Source organism: Blautia sp. JLR.GB0024 (assembly GCF_037000545.1).
In the GTDB taxonomy this organism is placed as follows: Bacteria; Bacillota; Clostridia; order Lachnospirales; family Lachnospiraceae; genus Blautia; species Blautia celeris.
Window position 1 is genome coordinate 64,813 of record NZ_JBANBF010000016.1, and the last position, 19,144, is coordinate 83,956.

At 46.9% G+C, this 19,144-nt stretch carries 18 protein-coding genes; 2 read left to right on the forward strand and 16 right to left on the reverse strand.

The window, feature by feature from the left end; translation table 11 throughout:
- Positions 1-10: 10 nt before the first annotated feature.
- The 3 genes from V8Q34_RS23535 to V8Q34_RS23545 form a co-directional block, all read right to left on the reverse strand.
- Positions 11-1,387 (reverse strand): SLC13 family permease, encoded by a 1,377-nt coding sequence (locus tag V8Q34_RS23535; RefSeq protein ID WP_033143787.1) that lies wholly within the window; start codon positions 1,385-1,387, stop codon positions 11-13.
- Between the two features lie 113 nt (positions 1,388-1,500).
- Positions 1,501-1,707, reverse strand: a complete 207-nt coding sequence (locus V8Q34_RS23540; RefSeq protein WP_054350977.1) for a non-oxidative hydroxyarylic acid decarboxylases subunit D — start codon at positions 1,705-1,707, stop codon at positions 1,501-1,503.
- A gap of 23 nt (positions 1,708-1,730) precedes the next feature.
- Positions 1,731-3,161, reverse strand: a complete 1,431-nt coding sequence (locus tag V8Q34_RS23545) for a non-oxidative hydroxyarylic acid decarboxylases subunit C (protein WP_081960556.1) — start codon at positions 3,159-3,161, stop codon at positions 1,731-1,733.
- A 276-nt stretch (positions 3,162-3,437) separates the two neighbouring features.
- On the opposite strand from V8Q34_RS23545, the gene V8Q34_RS23550 reads away from it, so the two are divergent.
- Positions 3,438-4,349 (forward strand): LysR family transcriptional regulator, encoded by a 912-nt coding sequence (locus tag V8Q34_RS23550; protein ID WP_052099727.1) that lies wholly within the window; start codon positions 3,438-3,440, stop codon positions 4,347-4,349.
- Between the two features lie 33 nt (positions 4,350-4,382).
- On the opposite strand, the gene idi is transcribed toward V8Q34_RS23550, so the two are convergent.
- The 9 genes from idi to V8Q34_RS23600 all read right to left on the reverse strand — a co-directional run bounded on the left by idi (position 4,383) and on the right by V8Q34_RS23600 (position 13,180).
- Positions 4,383-4,892: an isopentenyl-diphosphate Delta-isomerase gene (gene idi / locus V8Q34_RS23555; RefSeq protein WP_033143785.1), complete on the reverse strand. Its 510-nt coding sequence runs from the start codon at positions 4,890-4,892 to the stop codon at positions 4,383-4,385.
- Between the two features lie 277 nt (positions 4,893-5,169).
- Positions 5,170-5,715: a nitroreductase family protein gene (locus V8Q34_RS23565; protein WP_033143784.1), complete on the reverse strand. Its 546-nt coding sequence runs from the start codon at positions 5,713-5,715 to the stop codon at positions 5,170-5,172.
- A 233-nt stretch (positions 5,716-5,948) separates the two neighbouring features.
- Positions 5,949-7,298, reverse strand: a complete 1,350-nt coding sequence (locus V8Q34_RS23570; RefSeq protein WP_156120907.1) for a HAMP domain-containing sensor histidine kinase — start codon at positions 7,296-7,298, stop codon at positions 5,949-5,951.
- Positions 7,291-7,989, reverse strand: coding sequence for a response regulator transcription factor (locus V8Q34_RS23575; RefSeq protein ID WP_227246406.1), 699 nt, complete (start codon positions 7,987-7,989; stop codon positions 7,291-7,293). The genes V8Q34_RS23570 and V8Q34_RS23575 overlap by 8 nt, the downstream gene beginning before the upstream one ends.
- 89 nt (positions 7,990-8,078) lie before the next feature.
- The gene (locus tag V8Q34_RS23580) at positions 8,079-9,464 is read right to left on the reverse strand and encodes an ABC transporter permease (protein WP_335836433.1); all 1,386 of its coding nucleotides are present in this window, start codon (positions 9,462-9,464) and stop codon (positions 8,079-8,081) included.
- Positions 9,464-11,251, reverse strand: coding sequence for a hypothetical protein (locus V8Q34_RS23585; RefSeq protein ID WP_335836434.1), 1,788 nt, complete (start codon positions 11,249-11,251; stop codon positions 9,464-9,466). The genes V8Q34_RS23580 and V8Q34_RS23585 overlap by 1 nt, the downstream gene beginning before the upstream one ends.
- Entirely contained in the window at positions 11,248-11,946 is a 699-nt protein-coding gene (locus V8Q34_RS23590) for an ABC transporter ATP-binding protein (protein ID WP_335836435.1), read from the reverse strand. Before V8Q34_RS23590 ends, V8Q34_RS23585 begins: the two co-directional genes overlap by 4 nt.
- 371 nt (positions 11,947-12,317) lie before the next feature.
- Positions 12,318-12,950 carry a sugar O-acetyltransferase gene (locus V8Q34_RS23595; RefSeq protein WP_335836436.1) on the reverse strand — a complete coding sequence of 211 codons (633 nt, stop codon included), beginning with the start codon at positions 12,948-12,950 and terminating at the stop codon, positions 12,318-12,320.
- Positions 12,947-13,180, reverse strand: a complete 234-nt coding sequence (locus V8Q34_RS23600) for an HPr family phosphocarrier protein (RefSeq protein WP_054350965.1) — start codon at positions 13,178-13,180, stop codon at positions 12,947-12,949. Before V8Q34_RS23600 ends, V8Q34_RS23595 begins: the two co-directional genes overlap by 4 nt.
- Before the next feature lie 153 nt (positions 13,181-13,333).
- Between V8Q34_RS23600 and V8Q34_RS23605 the strand changes: the two genes are divergently transcribed.
- Positions 13,334-14,191, forward strand: coding sequence for an AraC family transcriptional regulator (locus tag V8Q34_RS23605; protein ID WP_335836437.1), 858 nt, complete (start codon positions 13,334-13,336; stop codon positions 14,189-14,191).
- Between the two features lie 53 nt (positions 14,192-14,244).
- Here the strand turns inward: V8Q34_RS23605 and V8Q34_RS23610 are convergent, their stop codons facing one another.
- From V8Q34_RS23610 to V8Q34_RS23625, 4 genes are all read right to left on the reverse strand, one after another.
- Positions 14,245-15,078 (reverse strand): HAD-IIB family hydrolase, encoded by an 834-nt coding sequence (locus tag V8Q34_RS23610; protein WP_335836438.1) that lies wholly within the window; start codon positions 15,076-15,078, stop codon positions 14,245-14,247.
- Between the two features lie 59 nt (positions 15,079-15,137).
- Positions 15,138-16,208 carry an Ldh family oxidoreductase gene (locus tag V8Q34_RS23615; protein WP_158587235.1) on the reverse strand — a complete coding sequence of 357 codons (1,071 nt, stop codon included), beginning with the start codon at positions 16,206-16,208 and terminating at the stop codon, positions 15,138-15,140.
- 290 nt (positions 16,209-16,498) lie between these two features.
- Complete coding sequence (locus V8Q34_RS23620) at positions 16,499-17,455, reverse strand: hypothetical protein (RefSeq protein ID WP_335836439.1); 957 nt, start codon at positions 17,453-17,455, stop codon at positions 16,499-16,501.
- A gap of 341 nt (positions 17,456-17,796) precedes the next feature.
- Positions 17,797-19,134, reverse strand: coding sequence for a hypothetical protein (locus tag V8Q34_RS23625; RefSeq protein ID WP_335836440.1), 1,338 nt, complete (start codon positions 19,132-19,134; stop codon positions 17,797-17,799).
- Positions 19,135-19,144 lie beyond the last annotated feature (10 nt).

Genomic DNA, 19,144 nt, shown 5'->3' on the forward strand with positions numbered 1-19,144 from the left:
AATGATTGAATTATAACATGCCGAGAAGTTTCCACCATGGGATCTCCACCAGGACAGTCACAATGAATACCACTACCGTCAGCGGAATGCCAAGACGGATCGTCTCTTTCTGGGTATACATACCGTTCTCTTCCCCCTGTCCTACCAGCATATTCAAATGATGGAACGGAAGGATATAATGTATCGCCACCGCCGTATACACGATCAGGGTCGTTACCAGCGGGTTAATTCCCATAGGAGAGGTAAACGCCATGAGTGCCGGGATGGCTACGCCCATAACCGCGATAACAGAACCCATAAACATATGTATGATCATGGCAATCAGCGCGATAAACGCTGCCAACACCAGTGGATTATTTGGTATTGTGGATGGCAGAATGGTCTTTGCCAGCCATTCGTTCATCCCTGTGGCGCCTCCCACAGTCCCGATCGTCATGGCTGATGTCAGGAAGATCAGCACATGCACAGGTACTTCACCCCAGGATTTTGCGGTCAGGACTTCGCCAATGACCGGCATACTCATGAACATGGCAACACCCAAGGTTACCCAGCCGATATTAATACCGTGAATGGAATCCGTCGCCCACAGTACAATGGCGATTACCAGCCAGACAGCAGTTCTCTTTTCCAGGGTGGATAAAGGACCTAAAGAATTTTGTTTTTCTTTCACCTCGTCCAGATTGATTTCCAACTCTTTGGATGGCTTAAACAGAACAAGGATGAGAAGCAGTGTCAAAACAGAAGCTACGATCGCCGGCAGCCCCATAACTTTAAACCAGCCCAGCCAGTCTAAGTCCACACCTGAGTTGGCAACTGCCAGGGGATTGATAATACTGTCACCGGTGAGAAAAATAAGGGAAACCGGCACAGATGCCGCAAATACGGTAAACCCCACTTTAACGGCATCCTCTTTTGGCATCTTGGCACTCTTCACCACAACTGCCATTACAGACATGATCAGAAAAGCCCTCGGCCATGGATGGGGAATCAGAATACTCATAATAAAGGTCAGCACAAAAATAGATATGAGAATCCCTCTGTAGGAACGTACAAATTTAATGATAAAAGCATACGCAATGCGCTCCCCCAAACCGGAATCTTTGACTGCGGAAGCGATCAGGTATGCTCCGATGATCAGATACATGGTAGAACCTGTCCAGGATTTAAAAACAAGCTCCGGCTCTGCCACGCCGAGTACGATCAAAAGTATCAGATAGATGCCGCCCACATAACCGGACTGTGCGACCTGGGTTGCCCACCAGACAACCGTCATAAGGGTCAGTGCCAGACATGTCTGTCCTGCAGGCTCGATACCCTGCAGCGGCAGGAAATGGATGATCAGAGCTACCAGTATACCCGCGATAAAACCAATTTTTTTTGTTTTCATTCTTTTACCCTCTTCTTTATAAACGGCCACAAAATGCCCTGTGACCAGAAAAAATGTGCCGGACTATAACAGTTATGTCCGGCACATATGAAGACTGACGATTTTCCTTCGGACTATTTGTCCAGAGGCGGAACGGGCGGAATTACCTGCATGGTCGGTATTTTTTCTTTATCCAGCTTAAATTTTTCGTGGATATTGATCGTTTCTGTAGAACGCCAGGAATAAAAGCATTCCTCACAGAGATAAACCTCCCATACCTTTCCCACCGGAGAATCAACCATTTTTCTTACTTTATTACTATCACAACGCGGACAAATCATCTTATTACCTCCTTATTTCTACCTTAATTTTTAAATAATTCGCGGATAATCTTGGAATATTCCTCTGTCTTAACCGGCGGATCAAGAAGTTCTACCTCTCTCGGATTCGGCTCCGGAGCAACCGGCGTGGTGGCATCTATGATCATCTTTGTATGCATACCGGCCGGAACAGAAGACGGATCCAGCGGCATACCAGGACAGTTCGGTATGATTGCCACATCCTTATCCGGTTTTACCCTGGTGGTCAGCGCCCACATTACCTGTTCCAGATTAAACGGATCCACAAATTCATCCACCACGATTATGATTTTTGAATACGGCATGCCATGAGGTGTGGACAGCAGGCGGAATGCAACGCCCTTGCCATATCCGCCATAACGGCATTTAGTGGAAATAATGACACCCATGCCATGTGAGTACATGGCGTTCAGGGCAACCAGCTCCGGGATACTCTCTTTCACCTGTTTAAACAGCGGAACTGATGTGTTCAGTGCCATCAGGTAATCAATCTCCGTCCACGGAATACCCAGATACAGATTTTCAAAAATAGGATTTGTTCTGTGTGTGATTCTTTCAATTTTGGCTACGCACTGGTTCCTGCATCCTGAATAGGAACCCGGGAATTCACCAAACGGGCCTTCCGGCTCACGTACTCTCGGCTCAATATACCCTTCCAGAACTACCTCTGAGCCTGCCGGCACATAAAGGTGCTCATACAGATCTGATTTTACGATATCTGTCGGGACTCCATCCTGGAGAGCGCCCACAAACTCATATTCATTCTGTTTGTATCCGATCGGTGTGGAGGCCATAAACGAAACGAGTGGGCTGTTGCCGATCGTGATGGCAATCGGAAGCTTCTCATTCTTTCTCTCAGCCTTTTCCAACTGAACAGCGATATCGTGGAAAGCCAGAGCCTGGATTCCGATACGGTCTTTGTCTTTAACCTGAATCCGGTATATGCCCATATTCATCTTATCAAAATTGCCGGGTTCTTCCGGGTCTGCTGTAACCACAGCCCCTTTAGAGATGAAAAAGCCCGCATCCTGGTCATTGATCCTATAAAGAGGAAGGACATCAAAAAGGTTAATATTTTTATCAATCACATTCTCCTTGCAGGGCGCTTCCTCCCTTTTAAGTATATTTGGCTGTACCGGATATTTGTCCCATCTGCGGTCCAGCTCAAAAAACTGTTCCTTGGTAGGCGTATCCTTGGGCAGACCCATCATTAACGCGTGATTAGCCCACGAACCATGTACATTCGTGACAACCCTTCCTTTATATCCTTTGACTTTCTCAAACAATACTGCCGGTCCGTTTTTGATATTTGCAGCTGCGCGTCCTGCAGATGCAATATCCGGTTCAGGCATAACTTCATCTTTTATGCGGACCAACTGTCCTTCCTTCTCCAGGGTTGCCAAAAAGCTTCTTAAATCTTTATACACTTTAGCCACTTCAGTTCCTCCTTTACCTGTTTCATGCACTTGTTAAAATGATGCCAATGTCGACGTTGGTTTTACACATCCTTTACTACGCGCTTATTGTATCACTCTGTTTTTTTGTGCACAATTCACTTTAGGAACCTGGTCATTCCAAATCAGAATTGCATTTTTCCCGAATTTTGCTATGTTATACTTAGTGAATTATGGTAATACCAACTAGTTTTATATATTGTTAAAAGTGTGGTATTCTAATATTGAAAAGCTGTCTGCCAGTACGGGAGGGTAATCATGACAATTTTACAGGTTAAATTTTTTCTGGCTATATGCGAATTCGGAGGATTCTCCGCTGCTGCCGATGAAATGTATATTTCCCAATCCTCTCTCTCTAAACAAATCAAGTCCCTGGAAACAGAACTTGGCCTGCCTTTATTTCTTCGCTCCAACAATAAGGTCTCTCTGACCCCGGGAGGTGAGATGTTTTTGACTTATGCCAGAATCTTTGTGAATACTTATTCAGACATGGTGGCGCACTTGTCCGGTCTGTCCAAGGACATTGTGACCGAGAATATTTACTTCGGTACCCTCCCTCTGCTGCAGGACTACCACATTGCCAAGCAATTGGCCGTTTTTCAGGAAAATATGCATAATATCCAAATCAATATTACAGAAGCAAGCCAACAGGAGCTCTTACACCTGCTTCTAGCAAAAAAAATAAACCTCTCCATACTGAGGCTCAACTACCTGAACACAGACCAATTTGACTTTGCCCCCATCCATGAGGACCGATTCACGCTTGTCTGTTCCAAAAAGCATGCTGAGACCCTGGGAAAAGGGCCGCTTTCCCTGAGGAAACTCCATGATTATCCTTTTGTTATTCTTGGATGTGAATCAGATATTTATCAGTTGTGTATGGATCAGTTTGCAAAAGCTGACTTTTCTCCTAATATCACAAATATGACATCCAGACATCTGCATCTGCTCAATATGGTGGACGAGGGTATCGGCATTACAATACTGCCCAAGATCATGATGAACCGGAGAATCTTTCCGAATCTTATCTGTATTCCGTTTTATGAAGCAATGTGCACGACGATCGGGATCGTACGGCTGAAAAACGTAACTATCCCCCACCAGGCAGATATGCTGTACCAGTATTTTATGGAGCATGGACTCTCTCCCGTCTCCAAAGAACCGAATTAAAAAAAGAGAGTGCCGGCGACAGCACTCTCCAAATCATATTCTCTTCAAAACTTCCACGGCACAGGTCAAAAACCACGGTGTATATTTCTGTGGGTTTGCCTGCATATCCTCCAGTAACTCTGTTTTTTCCATCCACACTGCTGCTTCTGCTTCTTTCGGATCCAGTTTATAGCTTCCGTAATATTCCCCCATGATCACATGGTCAAATTCAAACTCACAGATACCATTGTCAAACTTATAATAGTACACAAAAGAATATATCTCTTCTAATCTTTTGACATGGATCTTCATCTCTTCGTCTAATCTTCTGCGGGCAGCATCCAGTGTTATTTCTCCGGGCCTCGGGTGGGAACAGCAGGTGTTTGTCCACAGACCGCCGCAGTGATACTTATTCTCTGCTCTTTTCTGCAGAAGTATTTTTCCGTCATGGTACAAAAACACAGAAAAAGCGCGGTGCAGATGCGGGGATGCATGTGCTGCCCCTTTCTTCATCTCACCCAAAGGATTATCCAGATAATCTACCAATATTACCTTAGGTTCCATATGATTCCTCCGAAATCTTTTTTTCAATTATATCCGATAACGGAAAAAATCACAATTCCATTTTCGACTGGGCACATTCTCCTACAGATTCCCATACCCATCGTCATCCACCGGCTCGCATCATTCATTTGTGATTTCCACTCCCGGTACTTCCACTGCCAGATGGGCAAACCAGCAGTCCTTCGCAGCGCCGTGCCAGTGCTTTACCCCTGCCGGGAAAATCGTGTCTATGTCTGACAGCAGTTACTTTCCATTTCCGACAGAAGGCACTTTGCCATTACCAGTGATTATAACTTAAAATCTCATCCAGGCTCTTGCGTTTCTTCCGCCGCGGTTCCCCTTCTTTTGCAGGATAGCCCACAGTTATGATCAGCCGTATCACCCGCTCGGCGGGTATCCCAAAATACTGATGCAGTTTTTCCTGGTTCATCGTACCGATCATACACGTTCCCAGTCCCATGGATGCAGCTTCATAACACAGCGCCATGGCCGCCATGCCGATATCCATCTGCGCAAAATGCTGGGAACCGTAGCGTTCTCCCACCCCCGGCATAAGGTGTGCTTCCTCCTCCACGATCATGATATAAGCCGGCACACGGTCTCCCCAGGGACACCCGGTCAGGCCGTTGTCATCAAATGCCTCTGCCAGTTTGTCATGGGCCTCCGGCTCATCCACAATAATAAAATGCCACGGCTGGGCATTGCACCCGCTGGGCGACAGGCGGGCCACATCCACCAGATGTGTCAGGGTTTCACGGGAGACGGGTTTATCACTGTAAACCCTGCAGCTTTCACGCTTTAACTGTAAAGTTTCAAAATCCATAGTAAGCTCCTTTTCTAAATAATGATTTCTTCCACGGTTGTCTCTCCCTAGAATATAACATATCCCGGCAGCATGCGCAATCAAACCGCTTTTCCCCTGCCCGGCTGCTCATGGCACGCAGTTGTTGGTCGCGTGTGTCATAGAATTCTCCGCTCAGCATTTTTTCTTTTTCTGTCGTATACCCACATTCAGTCTTTCCGGATTTCTTTTGCCATCCTAAAGGCTGCCCGCAACTATTCATATGCGGGAAATACCAGACTTATTTCATAGAACTGCCCGTCATTTTCCACCTTGCAGGTTCCCTTCATTTTGTGCATCATCTGCTCTATATTGGCAACTCCCACACATGTGCTGCTGACATCCTCAGGGTTTTGATCAATTTTATTTCTTATGATCATTGTGATCTGTTTTTCCGGCTGGTCCTGCATGGAAAACACAATGGTGACAGGCTCTGTCTTATCCGCGTATTTGAGCAGATTGGACGCAATATTATCCAGGATTCTGTCCATGTATTCAGGCAGGACAGAAAGTTTTACTTCCGGCCAGTCAGTATCGCACTCCACCCGGAATCCCTGGCTGTGCAGAAACATAACAAGGTCAGAGAGTCTGTTCTCAAAAATATAGCACAGCTTTTCCGGTACCTCCAGCATAATGTCTTCATTTTTTGTAATGTAGAACCGTTCAAACAGGTCATCTGACATCTGTTTTATCTGATTTGCCTTGTGTGCTGTCTTTTTCAGATACTGCTCCATCTCCTTCTCATCTTTGTATTTTCCCTGGGACAGCAGTTCTGTGTACAAAAGGAGGGCGGTGAGCGGTGTGCGCAGGTCATGGGCCATACCTGTGACCAGACGGTTGTTCACCTCCATGATCTCCTCTTTTTCCCTGATATTTTCATTCAGGCTGAGCCGCATCTGCTCCAGGCCGAAGGCCAGCTCTGACAGCTCGTCCCCACCCTTTACGGTAATCTGCTTATCCATTCCGCCGCCCTCTAAAATTTTCACCTCTTCCTCAAGCTGATGGACATATCGGATCTTTCTCTGCAGGAAAAATAAGAAGATAAAGAGAAACAGCAGCACCGACACACCGAGCTCTATATAATTGGCCGCCGCGTAAATCTCATAATCGAAAAAGCCCACCACATACAGTCTTCCTGCCCCGTCTGCAAACTGTATATCATATAACTGGGAATCACTCTCATAGTAACTCTCCTCCTCTGCTGCGGGGGGACTGCTATCCTCAGCGGCATCATCCGGAATCATCATTTCATCCTCTTTATATTCCGATGGATAAATGACCTTTCCGCCCTTTAAGATCACATAATATATCAGCGGATTGTCACTCCCCCACGCATTCAGCGCCTCTGTGTCCGAAGAAGAAATCTGGTTCTTTGTTACATAATCCTGAAATTCCTCCGCGGTCTTATCTGTCTGCCGCTCAATATAGGAGGAGGAGGCAAAATAAGAATCCAGGGCACTGCCTATGAAATAATTTACAGCATAATAAAAGATAACGGAAATCCCCATGGCTGCCAGCATCACCAGGGTGGCTTTCATTTTTAAACTGTATCGTCTTTTACACAAAGGTATACCCCTTCCCCCACACGGTTTTTATATGCTGCGGTTCCTGTGGATTTTCTTCTATCTTAACTCTCAGTTTCCTGATATGGACCATGACCGTACTGTTGGAGGAATAGAAATACGGCTCCTTCCATATGCTCTCATACAGATTCTGGGCAGAAAATACCTTTGCGGGATGTTCCATCATCAGCAGCAGGATTTTGTATTCCAGGTCTGACAGATCCACCTGCCTTTCGCCCACCTGCACATCATTGAATTTTTTACTGATCCGGATATCGCTGACGGTAAGGTACTCCTCCTCCTTCTCTGTCCCTGCCTTTCCGCTGTATATTCGGTAACGCCTCAGCAGTGCTTTCACCCTGCCAAGCAGTTCGGAGTAGGAAAAGGGCTTCCCAAGATAATCATCACCGCCTGCCATAAGCCCTATGAGCTTGTCAGATTCCTGGGCCTTTGCCGTAAGAAACATAATGGGCACATAGGAAATTTTCCTGATCTCTTCACACGTCTTAAGTCCTGATATACCGGGCATCATCACATCCAGAATCACCAGGTCCGTATCAGGAGTCAAAAGCTTCAGTCCCGCATGTCCGTTCTCCGCCTCCTGTACCGTATAATTTTCACTTTCCAGCAGGATTCTGATACCCTCACGGATATCCGCGTCATCCTCAATGATCAATATATTTGCCTTATTCATGGTACCTCCGTCCTATCTTATCAACAACAGTTCTTTATAATTCAAACTATACCACAGTACGGCCGAAATGATAAGTATACCCGCTGGTTTTATGATTTCATGGCCTCCAGTGCCGAAATTTTCACAGCTTTGTTCGCCGGGTAATAGCCTGCTGCCACGCCCATGAAAACAGAGAACAGAAGGGCAAAGCCCGCAAGCCACAGCGGTATCACCGACATGACGGTACTTCCGCCGCCCATCATGTCCATGCCGCCCGCTGCCATCATATCCATATCCCCTCCGCCCGGAGCCAGGGAGGATATATGGTTCATCAGCCAGGACACCAGATAGCTGAGCAGGATACCAATGCTTCCGCCCAAAAAACCAATGGCTGCTGCCTCCAGCAGGAACTCTTTCCTGATATCCCCAAGAAAACAGCCCACAGCCTTCATGATCCCGATTTCCCTGGTTCTTTCCGTAATGGACATGATCATGGTGTTGGCGATTCCTATGGCCGCCACAAGAAGGGATATGGCCCCCAGGCCTCCCAGCATCATCTGCTTCTGTCTGGCGTCCTTCTCCATGGGTTTTCGGATGGATTCCATGGAATACGTCTGAAATCCCATCTGCCGGACCATATTTTCCACCTGTTCCACGCTTTTGATATCCTTAACATTGACTACAACCTGGGAGTACTCCTTTGCCTTTTTCTGACCGCTTATCTTCTGGATCTGTTTCTGAAGTTTTTCCATATCGCTCAGGCGCATGATGAGTCCGGAACCTGTCTCCTCCCCTGCATCGTAATTTTCTTTCAGCTGTCCTACGATTTTAAGCTTCTGGATTTCCTTCCACTCCGCGACGGAAGAGACTGTCTGGTTTTCTCCCGGCTCGGAGGTTTTTTTCTGCTTTTTTTCCGCCACAGAAAGTTCGGTTCCCATTGCCTTGAAAAAAGGCTTCGCGTCCTCATTGTCCCAGTAATCCACCACATTTTTTCCTTCCGGGCGTCTGCTGTCTGTAAACTGATAGGCAAAGTGCTGTCCTGCCAGGACTTCAAATGCCCTGTTCTTCGGATATTTGCCGTCTGTCAGGGTATAGCCCATCTTTTCCAGATCCTTTTCCGGGATTCCTATGATGGTGGCGGAAGCGTTCTGGAATCTGTTCTTCTCGCCGGCAGTGAGCTGCAGTTCTCCCAGATCAAGCGTATTTTTTACGATGGCTGAGGTCACATCGGGAATCTGCCCCATCTGCTTTACAGCCTTTTTATCCAGCAGGGTTTTGTGGGCATCCTTTGCAGGAGACGGAGTGACCGTGATCCTGGTCAGATTTCCCATCTGCGCCAGCATCTGGTCCTGTGCCTGTTTCATGCCGATTCCAAGGGACACCATGATCACAATGGCACAGCAGCCAATGATCACGCCGGAGACGGTGAGGGCAGTCCTGCCTTTTCTGCGGTACAGATTCCGGATACACATCTGCATGATATCAAAAAATGACATTATAAATTCTCCTCTTCTTCTGACAGTGATCTTTTCCTGCGTCTGCGGCGCCATATATACACACCTGCAAGGGAAAGTACACCCGCAGCCGGTATCACTGCTTTCACAGCCGATGTTCCCGCACTGCCGCTTTCCATCTCCTCACTGCCCGGCATCACTCCGTCCATGGACCCTTCTGAGAACTCATCCGGATTTCCCTGGGCGGCTGTCAGTTCCACCTCCTTTTCCACTGTCTTCTCATTGCCGGATACGTCCTCATAGGTCACCAGAATTTTTGCCTTATGCTTTCCTTCTTTTGGCGGTGTCACGAAAAAATCAATGGTCCCGCTGGTGCCGGCCTCCACATTTCCCAGAAATTTATAAGTTTCTTCGCTGGCCATCTCTGTCTTCAGCCTGGCCTCCACGTTGCTGACTGTGGTTTTCCCTTTGTTTACATAGGGGATGGAGATGGCAGTCTCCTCATTTGCGCTGATCTCCTTTTCCTTCTGGATATCTCCGAGGCTGAAACGGTCCGGCTGGGCATAGCGGACAGACAGTTTTTCCGTGGAGGTCACCTGGGTCCTCTCCTCCTGTTTCAGGTACTCATACTTGAAATTCAGCTCCAGCTTGGCTTTATCCGCCTGTTCCTGGGGAAGTGCTTTCAATCTGACCACCTTTGTGACGGACTCCTGTGGTTTCATTCGCTCTATGTATGTGGTATTGGAGGAATCTTCTATGGAAAGTGCCTCTCCTGCTTCTGCGGACATGACTATGTTTTCTATTGTATTTTGTTTGCTTGTGTTGTAGAGGACCATTTTCAGCTCAAATTCCTGGCCGGCGGTGATGTTTCTGTCATATTCGTACTGGCTGACAATAATATTGGGGGTCATGGGGTCCAGCTTCTTCTTTCCGCTCTCTGACGCACCGCCTCCTGCTCCGTCACCGGTGCCTGCGTCGCCGCCCTCGTAACCGCTGTCTCCCCCGCCGCTGTTATCCTGGCTGTCTCCCCCGCTGTTTGACGCCTCGGCACTGTTAGTCTCACCGGAATTATCTACGAAGTTTTTCCCATTGTCTGCTGCAACAGGGAGAAGTATATCTTCCCGGTCACTTCCAGTCCGCGTCTGGCCCTCTGCCTGGTACTCATAGGAGACTTCCGCCTTCATTACCAGTGTGGGGACATCTCCAGAAAGTTTTCCGGCGGATAACTTTACAGCAACCTTTTTCGTTTCATCTGCAGCCAGACTGCCCACCTTGATGGTGCCGGTCTTCTGTTCCGCTGCCATTGCTAAGCCCTCGGGTGTCTCGATCTGCAGTTTTACATTCTTAAGATCTGTGTTGGGGGATGTATTTTTCAGAATAAGGCTGACCTGAAACTCCTGCCCGGATTCCAAGCCTTTGCTCATCTCTTCTCTGGAAATGGATACTGCTGTCGGCTCCTGCCCCTGCTGGTCTTTATCCGGCTGACCGGGATTGTCTGATTGACCTGAGTTCTCCGGCTGACCGGAATTGTCCGATTGGCCCGGTTTGTCTGCTTGACTGGGCTTATCCGGCTGGCCGGAGTCATCCGGAGCAGGCGGTTCCCGGTTTTCATCCTGAGAGGCTGTATTCCGGACACCTGCTGCAGATATCTGCTCCTGTCCGTTCTCCTCCTTTCCACTGCTGCCGGACTGATTTTCCAATGCGCTTTTTGCCGTGCTGCTGTCCTGTCCGTCCTCTGCTGCCGAAACATTGTATAAAAACAGATTGCCGGTAAGGCCCAGGCAGATGATTCCTGCAAATAACCTTTTTCTAATTAATTTTGCCTTCATTTTTTATCCTTTCTCTCATCCTTTACTATATTTCCATCTATCAGAGTCAGTATCCGGTCCGCATAGGATGCCATCTCAGGGTCATGGGTTACGAGTACAATGGTCTGCTGATTCTCCCTGGCAAATGCCAGGACCATTTCCATAATCTGCGCCGTTGTCTTGGTGTCCAGGTTCCCGGTTGGCTCATCCGCAAAGATCACATCCGGGTTTGCCGCAAAAGCCCTTGCAATTCCCACGCGCTGCTGCTGTCCGCCGGACATCTGTGAGGGATAGTGGCTGAGGCGCTCCCCAAGGCCCACCATTTTTAAAAGCCGGGCGGCCCTAGCTTCTCTCTCCTTTTTCCCATACCCCTGGAACATGAGAGGCAGCGCTGTATTTTCCAGAGCAGTCATATATGGCAGCAGATTGTAGGACTGGAAAATAAATCCGATGTGTTTCTGCCTGAAGGCTGCCATCTTTTCCTCCCGCAGTTTTGTAATATCCACGCTGTCGATCACAATTTTTCCCTCTGTGGGTTTTTCCATGCCTGCAAGCTGGTTCAAAAGTGTACTCTTGCCTGAACCGGATGTGCCGAAGATACAGCATATCTCACCCTTTTGGATATCTGCGTCTATCCGGTCCAGAGCAATGACTTTTTCCGTCCCTATTCTGTAAACCTTTCGGACGCCGCATATTTTAATCATTGCTTCCTGCATTCTCTCTACCTCATTTTCCTGCCTGATGTTTTTGTTTCTCTTTACGGTATTTACTATAAATCCTAAATCTTAACAGATTCTGATGTGATTCTGAAAAAATCTTAATTTCTCTAACAGTATGGCAAGGAGGCGCAGTGTGAAACAGTGTATGGCTAACAATGATCTTCATCGCCGTTAAAAAAATCATCGGATATTGTGTCAGGAATGGCATTGATCACGGAAGCACTGATCAAACCATTGCAGAATTTACAAAAAAATACAGTTTATCTGCCCCCTGCACCAAATCTTCTACACGACCGGTCCAGAGTACAGTTAAACTGCATCTCTAATTTTTTCGTATTCTGTTATACTATAATATGCAAAACTTTTTCTCAATCTATATCACTTTTGGTATCGCGGTATTCCGTTCTCAATATATCAAAATAATCCGTCTTTTCCTCCCCGGATATTTGCCGTATCACCCTGCAGGGGACTCCCGCAGCCACCACATTCGCTGGAATATTCCTGGTGATGACACTCCCTGCCCCGATGATGGAATTGTCCCCGATCGCAACACCACAGTCGATATGTACCCCTGCCCCGATCCAGACATTGTTTCCAATCTTCACAGGTCTGGCAAAACACGCCCCTGCTGCTCTTTCTTTTGCATCAAACGCATGTCTTGTCGTATAGATACCCACCCGCGGCCCAAACAGTACATGGTCACCAATCTCTATTCCGCCTCCATCCAGCATGACACAGTCAAAATTCGCATAAAAATTATTTCCGATATGGATGTTAAATCCAAATTCACAGCGGAAGGAGGGTTCAAAAAATACATTCTCCCCCATAGAACCCAATATCTGTTTCAGAACCTGCTCCCGCACCTGCGGCTCTTCCCCATAAGTGCGGTTGTACCGGTCTGTAAGGCGGACGGTTTCTTTTCTTGCGTTCACCAGCTCCTCCGTCAAATCATTATACAGCTTTCCTGTGATCATCCGTTCCTTCTGTTCTTCCAATGTCATAACTGTATTCTCCTTTCTCTCAGCCTGCACTCTATTTCTTCATTTTCCTTTTCCATATTGATCTCTACTGGTTCCTGCAGATTCAAGCTGAAAATGCCAAGTATGGATTTTGCATTTATCCTGTGCCCTCCTTGAATCAGTTCAATATGCCCCTCACAATCCGAAGCTATATTCACAAGCTCTGTGATATCCCTGATACTTTTCAGGCTGACACAAAACGATTTCATCATTGATCCGTCCTTTCTTTTTTTGCTTAACCCTATAGTAGTTCAGTTCCGTTTGATATTCTATTTATAATCTTGCCGAGAACATTTCTTATCTTGTCATTTCATTGACTTTAGGAATATCCGGCAGTAAACTGAAAGTATAAAGGAGGAAAACCCATGGAAGCCAAATTCTTATCCCGCTCTTCCATTTACAAGGGAGACTATGACTGTCTGTTTCGGACACCCAAAAATGAGATGCATTCCAACCTGCATTATCATGACTTTTATGAAATTGTTGTCTATCTGGGGAATGCAGGTATTTTCAAAATCAACGGCAAAGAATATCTGATCAGGCGGGGGGATATTGCCCTCATCAACATGTTTGATCCGCACACCCTGATCTATAACAAGAATACTTATTACGAGCGTTTCAGCATCAGCATTGACCCCAATCTGCTCCTGTCTTTCAATACTGCCCAGTCAAACCTTCTGGATATCTTCAGCAAGGACAGCAGGAATTATCCAATTTTCCATGTGGAAGGAAAATGCTTTGACAAGTATCTGCGGATTCTGGAACAATACCGGGACCAGAAGCCTGCCCATGGCAAGGATATCTTTGAAAAGGCGCTGATCCATCAGCTGGCCTCCTACCTGTTCAGCGACTGCTATGACGGCATCCATTTTGATAATACGGATTCCCGGCATGTGTCCATGATAGCCAAACTGGTGGACTATATCAACAACCATTTGAGTGAGGATCTGTCTCTGGGTGTACTGGCCCAGGAAGTGAGTTACAGTGAATATTACATCTGCAGGATTTTTAAGAAGGTGACGAATTATACGCTCACCAATTATATTGTGGAAAAACGCATAGCCCAGGCAGCCCACTATCTCACCGGAGATATGACCATCAACAAGGCCGCAGAGAAGGTGGGGTTCAATAACTACAGTTATTTCTATAAGACATTCAAAAGATACATGGGGATGAATCCTGCGGAATACAAAGAACAACATACACAGGCTAATAATAATTGAGAGGAACTGCTGCCAGTCCCTCTCCAATTTATTTTCTTCTGATACCCAAACAACTAGACGTTAAGTCCCCACTCCTCAGCCAGAAACGCCGCTACACCGTCATGATCACAGTCAGGCAGCACCCGGTCCACCGCTTTCTTTATTTCAGGCAGCGCATTCATGGGCGCATAGCTCCTGTCCGCAATCTCTATCATGGACAGATCATTGAAGTTATCCCCGAATACCACCAGCTCCTCGCTCCCGGTGATTTTCATCAGCTTCTTCAGAGCGTTTTTCTTGCTTGCATGTGCACTGAACACCTCCAGACAGTACATCCCGTTATAGATATTCAGATAAAAGGAATACTTGATCCCCTCTATCTCATCCAGTTTCCTGCACACCGGTTTCAGCTCTTCTTCCGTCCCGGTACAGGTCAGATATACAGGATCTCCCTTCTGGACCATTTCCTCTGCTTTCTTTGTAAAGGTGACCTCTGCACATTTCTGAAGCGCCCTGTCACTGTAATACTGGGTCTGCTCCTCCATCCTCTTTTCATCATAATAAATGCTGATTCCCCGGCTGTCATACGTGTACAAAAAGCAGGACATCCCGCAGTCTTTGAACGCACGTATCACTTTCTGCGCTGCACTTACAGGAACAGCTTCCGCGGAAATGATTTCTTCGGACTGAAAATCATATAAAAATACCCCGTTTGTCACAATTCCCGGTACATTCATATGCAGGTCCTTCAACCGGTAATCACAGCCGTAAGGCATACGCGCTGTAGCCACTGAAAACAGCATTCCCTTTTCTATGCAGCGGTTTATGATATCCGCTGATCTATCGGAGATCCTTTTCTTTTTATTGAACAACGTCCCATCCAGATCGGACACATACAGGCTTTTCATAAACTTTTCTCCATTTCCTATTTATTCCTCGCAGAGATATTCCCTCTGCGAATCCAAAATTATGCTTCTTCCGCTGTGAGAAATGCCATCTCAGCCATCTGGATTCCAAGTGACCTGCCTGTCTCAGCAAGCTGCTCTGCCAAAGCCTCCGGGAGAATGATTCCATGTTCCAGACTCCTCTGTTTGTTGGTGTATTCAATCTCCCCGGGATATTTTGCGCTGCCCACGCCCTCTTTTACAGGAAGGGCCTTGATATCCTCAATGTACTCCTGAGCATCCTTATGGAACTGTGAAAGCTCCCTGAAAGCCCGAATATTGATACAGCCAAAGCTCTGGCTGGACAGCTCCGGTGTGGCCGGAAGATCCTGGTCATTTACATTAGGTGACAATACACCGCCTGAGAGCAGTGTGGCAAACAATTCCACAATAAAGGCCACACCGAACCCCTTGTGCTCTGCCATGGGAACCAGCATTCCGTATTCGGACAATTCTGTGGTGGGGTTGCCCTGCTTGTCAAGAAGCCATCCCTCCGGAATCGGTTTTCCTGCCAGGGCATAAGCCTTGGCTTTTCCAAATGCCGCCGCGCTGGTCGCCATGTCCACACAGACTTCCGGGTATTTTTCACCTGCTGCAAAGGCAAAAGAGAACGGATTATTGCCGATAAACGGAATCGTCACTCCGGGAGGTGCCATGGAGGGGTCCGTGTTGGAGCAGGCAAAACCGATACAGTCCTCCCCGGCCAGCTTCATAGCCCAGTGGCCTGCCATGCCGAAATGGTTGCTGTTCTTTACGGACACAATAGAGATCAGGCTGTTCTTCGCCTTTTCCCTGGCAATCTTCACCGCCTTTTCCCCTGCAACTGCACCGAGACCGCCTTCCGCGTCAATAACTGCTGTATTGGCTGTCTCCTGCACCACAGGATATGTACTTTTTAGGGATGCTCCGCCGCCGTTTATCTTTTCGATATAAGGCTTCATGCGGATAACTCCATGGCTGCTCACGCCGCGCACATCTGCATGGACCAGCAATTCCGCTATAGCCTGCGCGTCACTTTCCTGCAAACCTGTTTTTTCAAACACGGTTTTTGTAAAATTCTTAAGCTCTGCTGCTGATACTTTATAACTCTTCATATTACTTTCCTCCATTTATTTTTTTGCTTTTTATTTCTTTTATATTATAAATCGATTATACGATTGGCCTTGTTCTTATTCAATTTAATATCTTGCCCGGTATATGTCTTATATTGCTTTTTAAGATTTACCTATCCGTTCTGATTGTGACGGCCCTGAATTCGGACCTTTTCCGGCATAAAAAATACTCCTTTTTGATAAGAATTGTCATATCTTAATCCTCACCAAAAAGGAGCTCTCTTTTTGTTAAAACACAAAACGAATTACACTGTCTGCTTTAAAGCACTCTTTTACATCTTTTTAGAAAATTTCTCATAATAATATTCTGCTTTCTCTCTGTCCAGCATAAAATGCTTCTGCAATTTTTCTATAATAATTGTTTTCCCTGCTTCTTCCTCCTCCTTTTCAGTTATAAATGCCCTTATCCCCCGTTCCAGACCTTTTTCCATTCCTTTTTCTATTCCTTTTTCGACCCCTTCCTCATAACTGAGCTTCTTCTCATTTTTAATATGGCGTTCCGCATTATACTCTGTCAGTATCACGTCTTTCACCTCTCCACGCTCTTTCTTCAGAAAATCCGCAAGAATGCCTTCCGCAATACATTCTTCCACCGCCCTGTCCACTGCACCCTCCAAATCTTCGGGGTACATTTCCAGATACTGCCGCACCTTGGATACAAAAGAAGCATACTGCCACAACAAGCTACAGTCTTCCATCAACTGTCTGTTATGTCCTGCATTAATATTCAGAACCGTGGCCACACATTCCAGGCAATAACTGTCCTGCTTCTTCTCAAATGCGTCACTCAGACGGTACTCCCGGCGGTCCGGTTCTTCCTCCGATCCATTATAAAATACAATATACCGCGGCAATGGGATTTTGATACGGCTGCCGGAATACAGATCAAGCTCTCTCTTTTCCACATATCCCTGATATACTCTTGCGAAATAGATCAATCCCCGCAGAGGCATATTGGGATTTCTGGTAGATTGGGCTTCATACAGATTCATCACACTGTCGATCAAAAAGGACAGGTCATTCTTTACGCCCATATAAATGGCCCCTTCGATCGTAGTGATCTCCAAATCCTCCGGATTTTGATAATTGGAATGATTGATGGCATTATAAAGCTTCAGTGCAGCCTTTCTGTTCCCGAAGATCATGCGGAACAGGCTATCCTTGTAATTTCTGTTTACTTGTTTTTTTCTGAGTGCCCTGCTTATGCTTCTCCTTCTGTTTCTGTTCATATTGCCTCGTCTTTCCAAAGCAGCGAAAGCCTCAGGAACCTGTATACATTATAACAGAAAGATACCCGTTCCACAACTTGCCGCTCCCGCGCTTTTTCTTATTCAGTTGTTACTACATTGTGAATTCCGGCAGAAATTGCCGATTTAATGAAATTGAAAAATAGAAAAATCCATATCAGAATATGTGGAACAGTATAGCAGATACAGCACTCCACTGCAATAATATTTTTTAAAAATTTATAGAAAGTTTACCCCATCTTTTTTAATTAAAAGAGCCGGAACGGCAGTTTTTTGACCCAACCGTTCCGACCAGAAATAAGTGCGCAGACCTGATTGATCAGTTAGCAAAACGTAACCTTCTCAATCCCCATAAACTTACACAGCAGGCTCATCACATCTGTATAATCCCCTTCTTTCACCAGAAGATGATGGTCCATTCCCTTTTCCATCAGTGTATTTACCACCTGGCTGGCCTTTCCGGACACGTGGAGTTTAACAAGGAGTTTCTCTCCCCCCTCTACCCATTCCTCATGGGTGGCTGCCTCCACATCGGCCTTTTCCACCAGAAGCTTATACTGTCCCCTGTTTCCCACAATGCTGGAAACGGTCACACTTTCCATGCCCTTCAGCGGCACGCCCACGAATGTGCCTTTCTTGCCGCTTGGTGAAATCTGTACCTTGTCGATGCTCTCTGCCAGGGAATGGGCTGTGCTCCCCTCATGAGCCAGGGCCAGGATATTGTTCACATCATCCATGCTGCCCACCTCGCCGAGGGCACAGGCGCCGCCCTTTGCCGCCAGATTCAGCATATACATCACCATGGTGTGGCCGATATCTCCCTCTGTATCCACGATCATCCCCTCGTCTGCCAGCCAGGAGGATGTCAGGTTCATCAGTCCGCTGTACATGGGATAACACTCCGCTGCCATGGCGTCCAGGGAATACCGCTCAATGACTTTTTTTGTAGAGAGATATACCTTTGCCATATACAGCATGGTCTCCTTATCCGCCAGCACCTTTCCGGTGCGCTTTGACAGGCAGTTAAGTGTCTTTTCAGCTTCCTCATCGCTGATCTTATCTGCCCCTTCCGTAATCTCGCTCATTTCAATATGGATCAGGGTCACACCAAATTTTTTTGAAAATCCCCACTCCTCTGCGGACATATCCTGGGGACCTGCCACACGCCATGTCTGACGGGGGCCCACAAGGGCAAGGCGCATTCCCTTTACCGCCCTGATGATCTGGGATGCCTGGGCCGCTGCTTTTACTCTGCCTGCAGATGCCTCATCTTCCGGCAGTCCGTAAACGTACTCGTATTCGATGCCCTGACCTTTCAGGATGGAACCGAAATGCTGTACACATCCGATGGAAAATGTCTCTGTGTAAGGCACTGCCCAGAAAATTGTGGGAATCTGCAGCTCGTTCATGAAGATATACTGCATGGAGTCCATGATCCATGTCACTTCCACAATAACCAGCGCATCCAAATCCTCTTTTTTAAACTGTCTGCATACGTCCACCGCATCCGCCGCATCCCATGCCACCTTATCTGCGCATACCACTTCTAACCCCTGGCTGCTCAGTGCGTTTTTCACTCCGTTTATCAATTCCTCTGCTCTTTGTCCCCCGCTCTCAAATCTGCAGGTGACGCCTACAACTCCTACTTTTGGCTGGTTCATCTCTAATTCC

Coding starts and splice junctions, on each gene's coding strand:
- V8Q34_RS23600 (WP_054350965.1), bottom strand. CDS start 13,180: ATGATGAAATCGTTTTGTGTCAGCCTGAAAAGTATCAGGGATATCACA.
- V8Q34_RS23605 (WP_335836437.1), top strand. CDS start 13,334: ATGGAAGCCAAATTCTTATCCCGCTCTTCCATTTACAAGGGAGACTAT.
- idi (WP_033143785.1), bottom strand. CDS start 4,892: ATGGAACCTAAGGTAATATTGGTAGATTATCTGGATAATCCTTTGGGT.
- V8Q34_RS23595 (WP_335836436.1), bottom strand. CDS start 12,950: ATGACATTGGAAGAACAGAAGGAACGGATGATCACAGGAAAGCTGTAT.
- V8Q34_RS23615 (WP_158587235.1), bottom strand. CDS start 16,208: ATGAAGAGTTATAAAGTATCAGCAGCAGAGCTTAAGAATTTTACAAAA.
- V8Q34_RS23585 (WP_335836434.1), bottom strand. CDS start 11,251: ATGAAGGCAAAATTAATTAGAAAAAGGTTATTTGCAGGAATCATCTGC.
- V8Q34_RS23575 (WP_227246406.1), bottom strand. CDS start 7,989: ATGAATAAGGCAAATATATTGATCATTGAGGATGACGCGGATATCCGT.
- V8Q34_RS23540 (WP_054350977.1), bottom strand. CDS start 1,707: ATGATTTGTCCGCGTTGTGATAGTAATAAAGTAAGAAAAATGGTTGAT.
- V8Q34_RS23580 (WP_335836433.1), bottom strand. CDS start 9,464: ATGTCATTTTTTGATATCATGCAGATGTGTATCCGGAATCTGTACCGC.
- V8Q34_RS23590 (WP_335836435.1), bottom strand. CDS start 11,946: ATGCAGGAAGCAATGATTAAAATATGCGGCGTCCGAAAGGTTTACAGA.
- V8Q34_RS23565 (WP_033143784.1), bottom strand. CDS start 5,715: ATGGATTTTGAAACTTTACAGTTAAAGCGTGAAAGCTGCAGGGTTTAC.
- V8Q34_RS23625 (WP_335836440.1), bottom strand. CDS start 19,134: ATGAACCAGCCAAAAGTAGGAGTTGTAGGCGTCACCTGCAGATTTGAG.
- V8Q34_RS23535 (WP_033143787.1), bottom strand. CDS start 1,387: ATGAAAACAAAAAAAATTGGTTTTATCGCGGGTATACTGGTAGCTCTG.
- V8Q34_RS23550 (WP_052099727.1), top strand. CDS start 3,438: ATGACAATTTTACAGGTTAAATTTTTTCTGGCTATATGCGAATTCGGA.
- V8Q34_RS23610 (WP_335836438.1), bottom strand. CDS start 15,078: ATGAAAAGCCTGTATGTGTCCGATCTGGATGGGACGTTGTTCAATAAA.
- V8Q34_RS23620 (WP_335836439.1), bottom strand. CDS start 17,455: ATGAACAGAAACAGAAGGAGAAGCATAAGCAGGGCACTCAGAAAAAAA.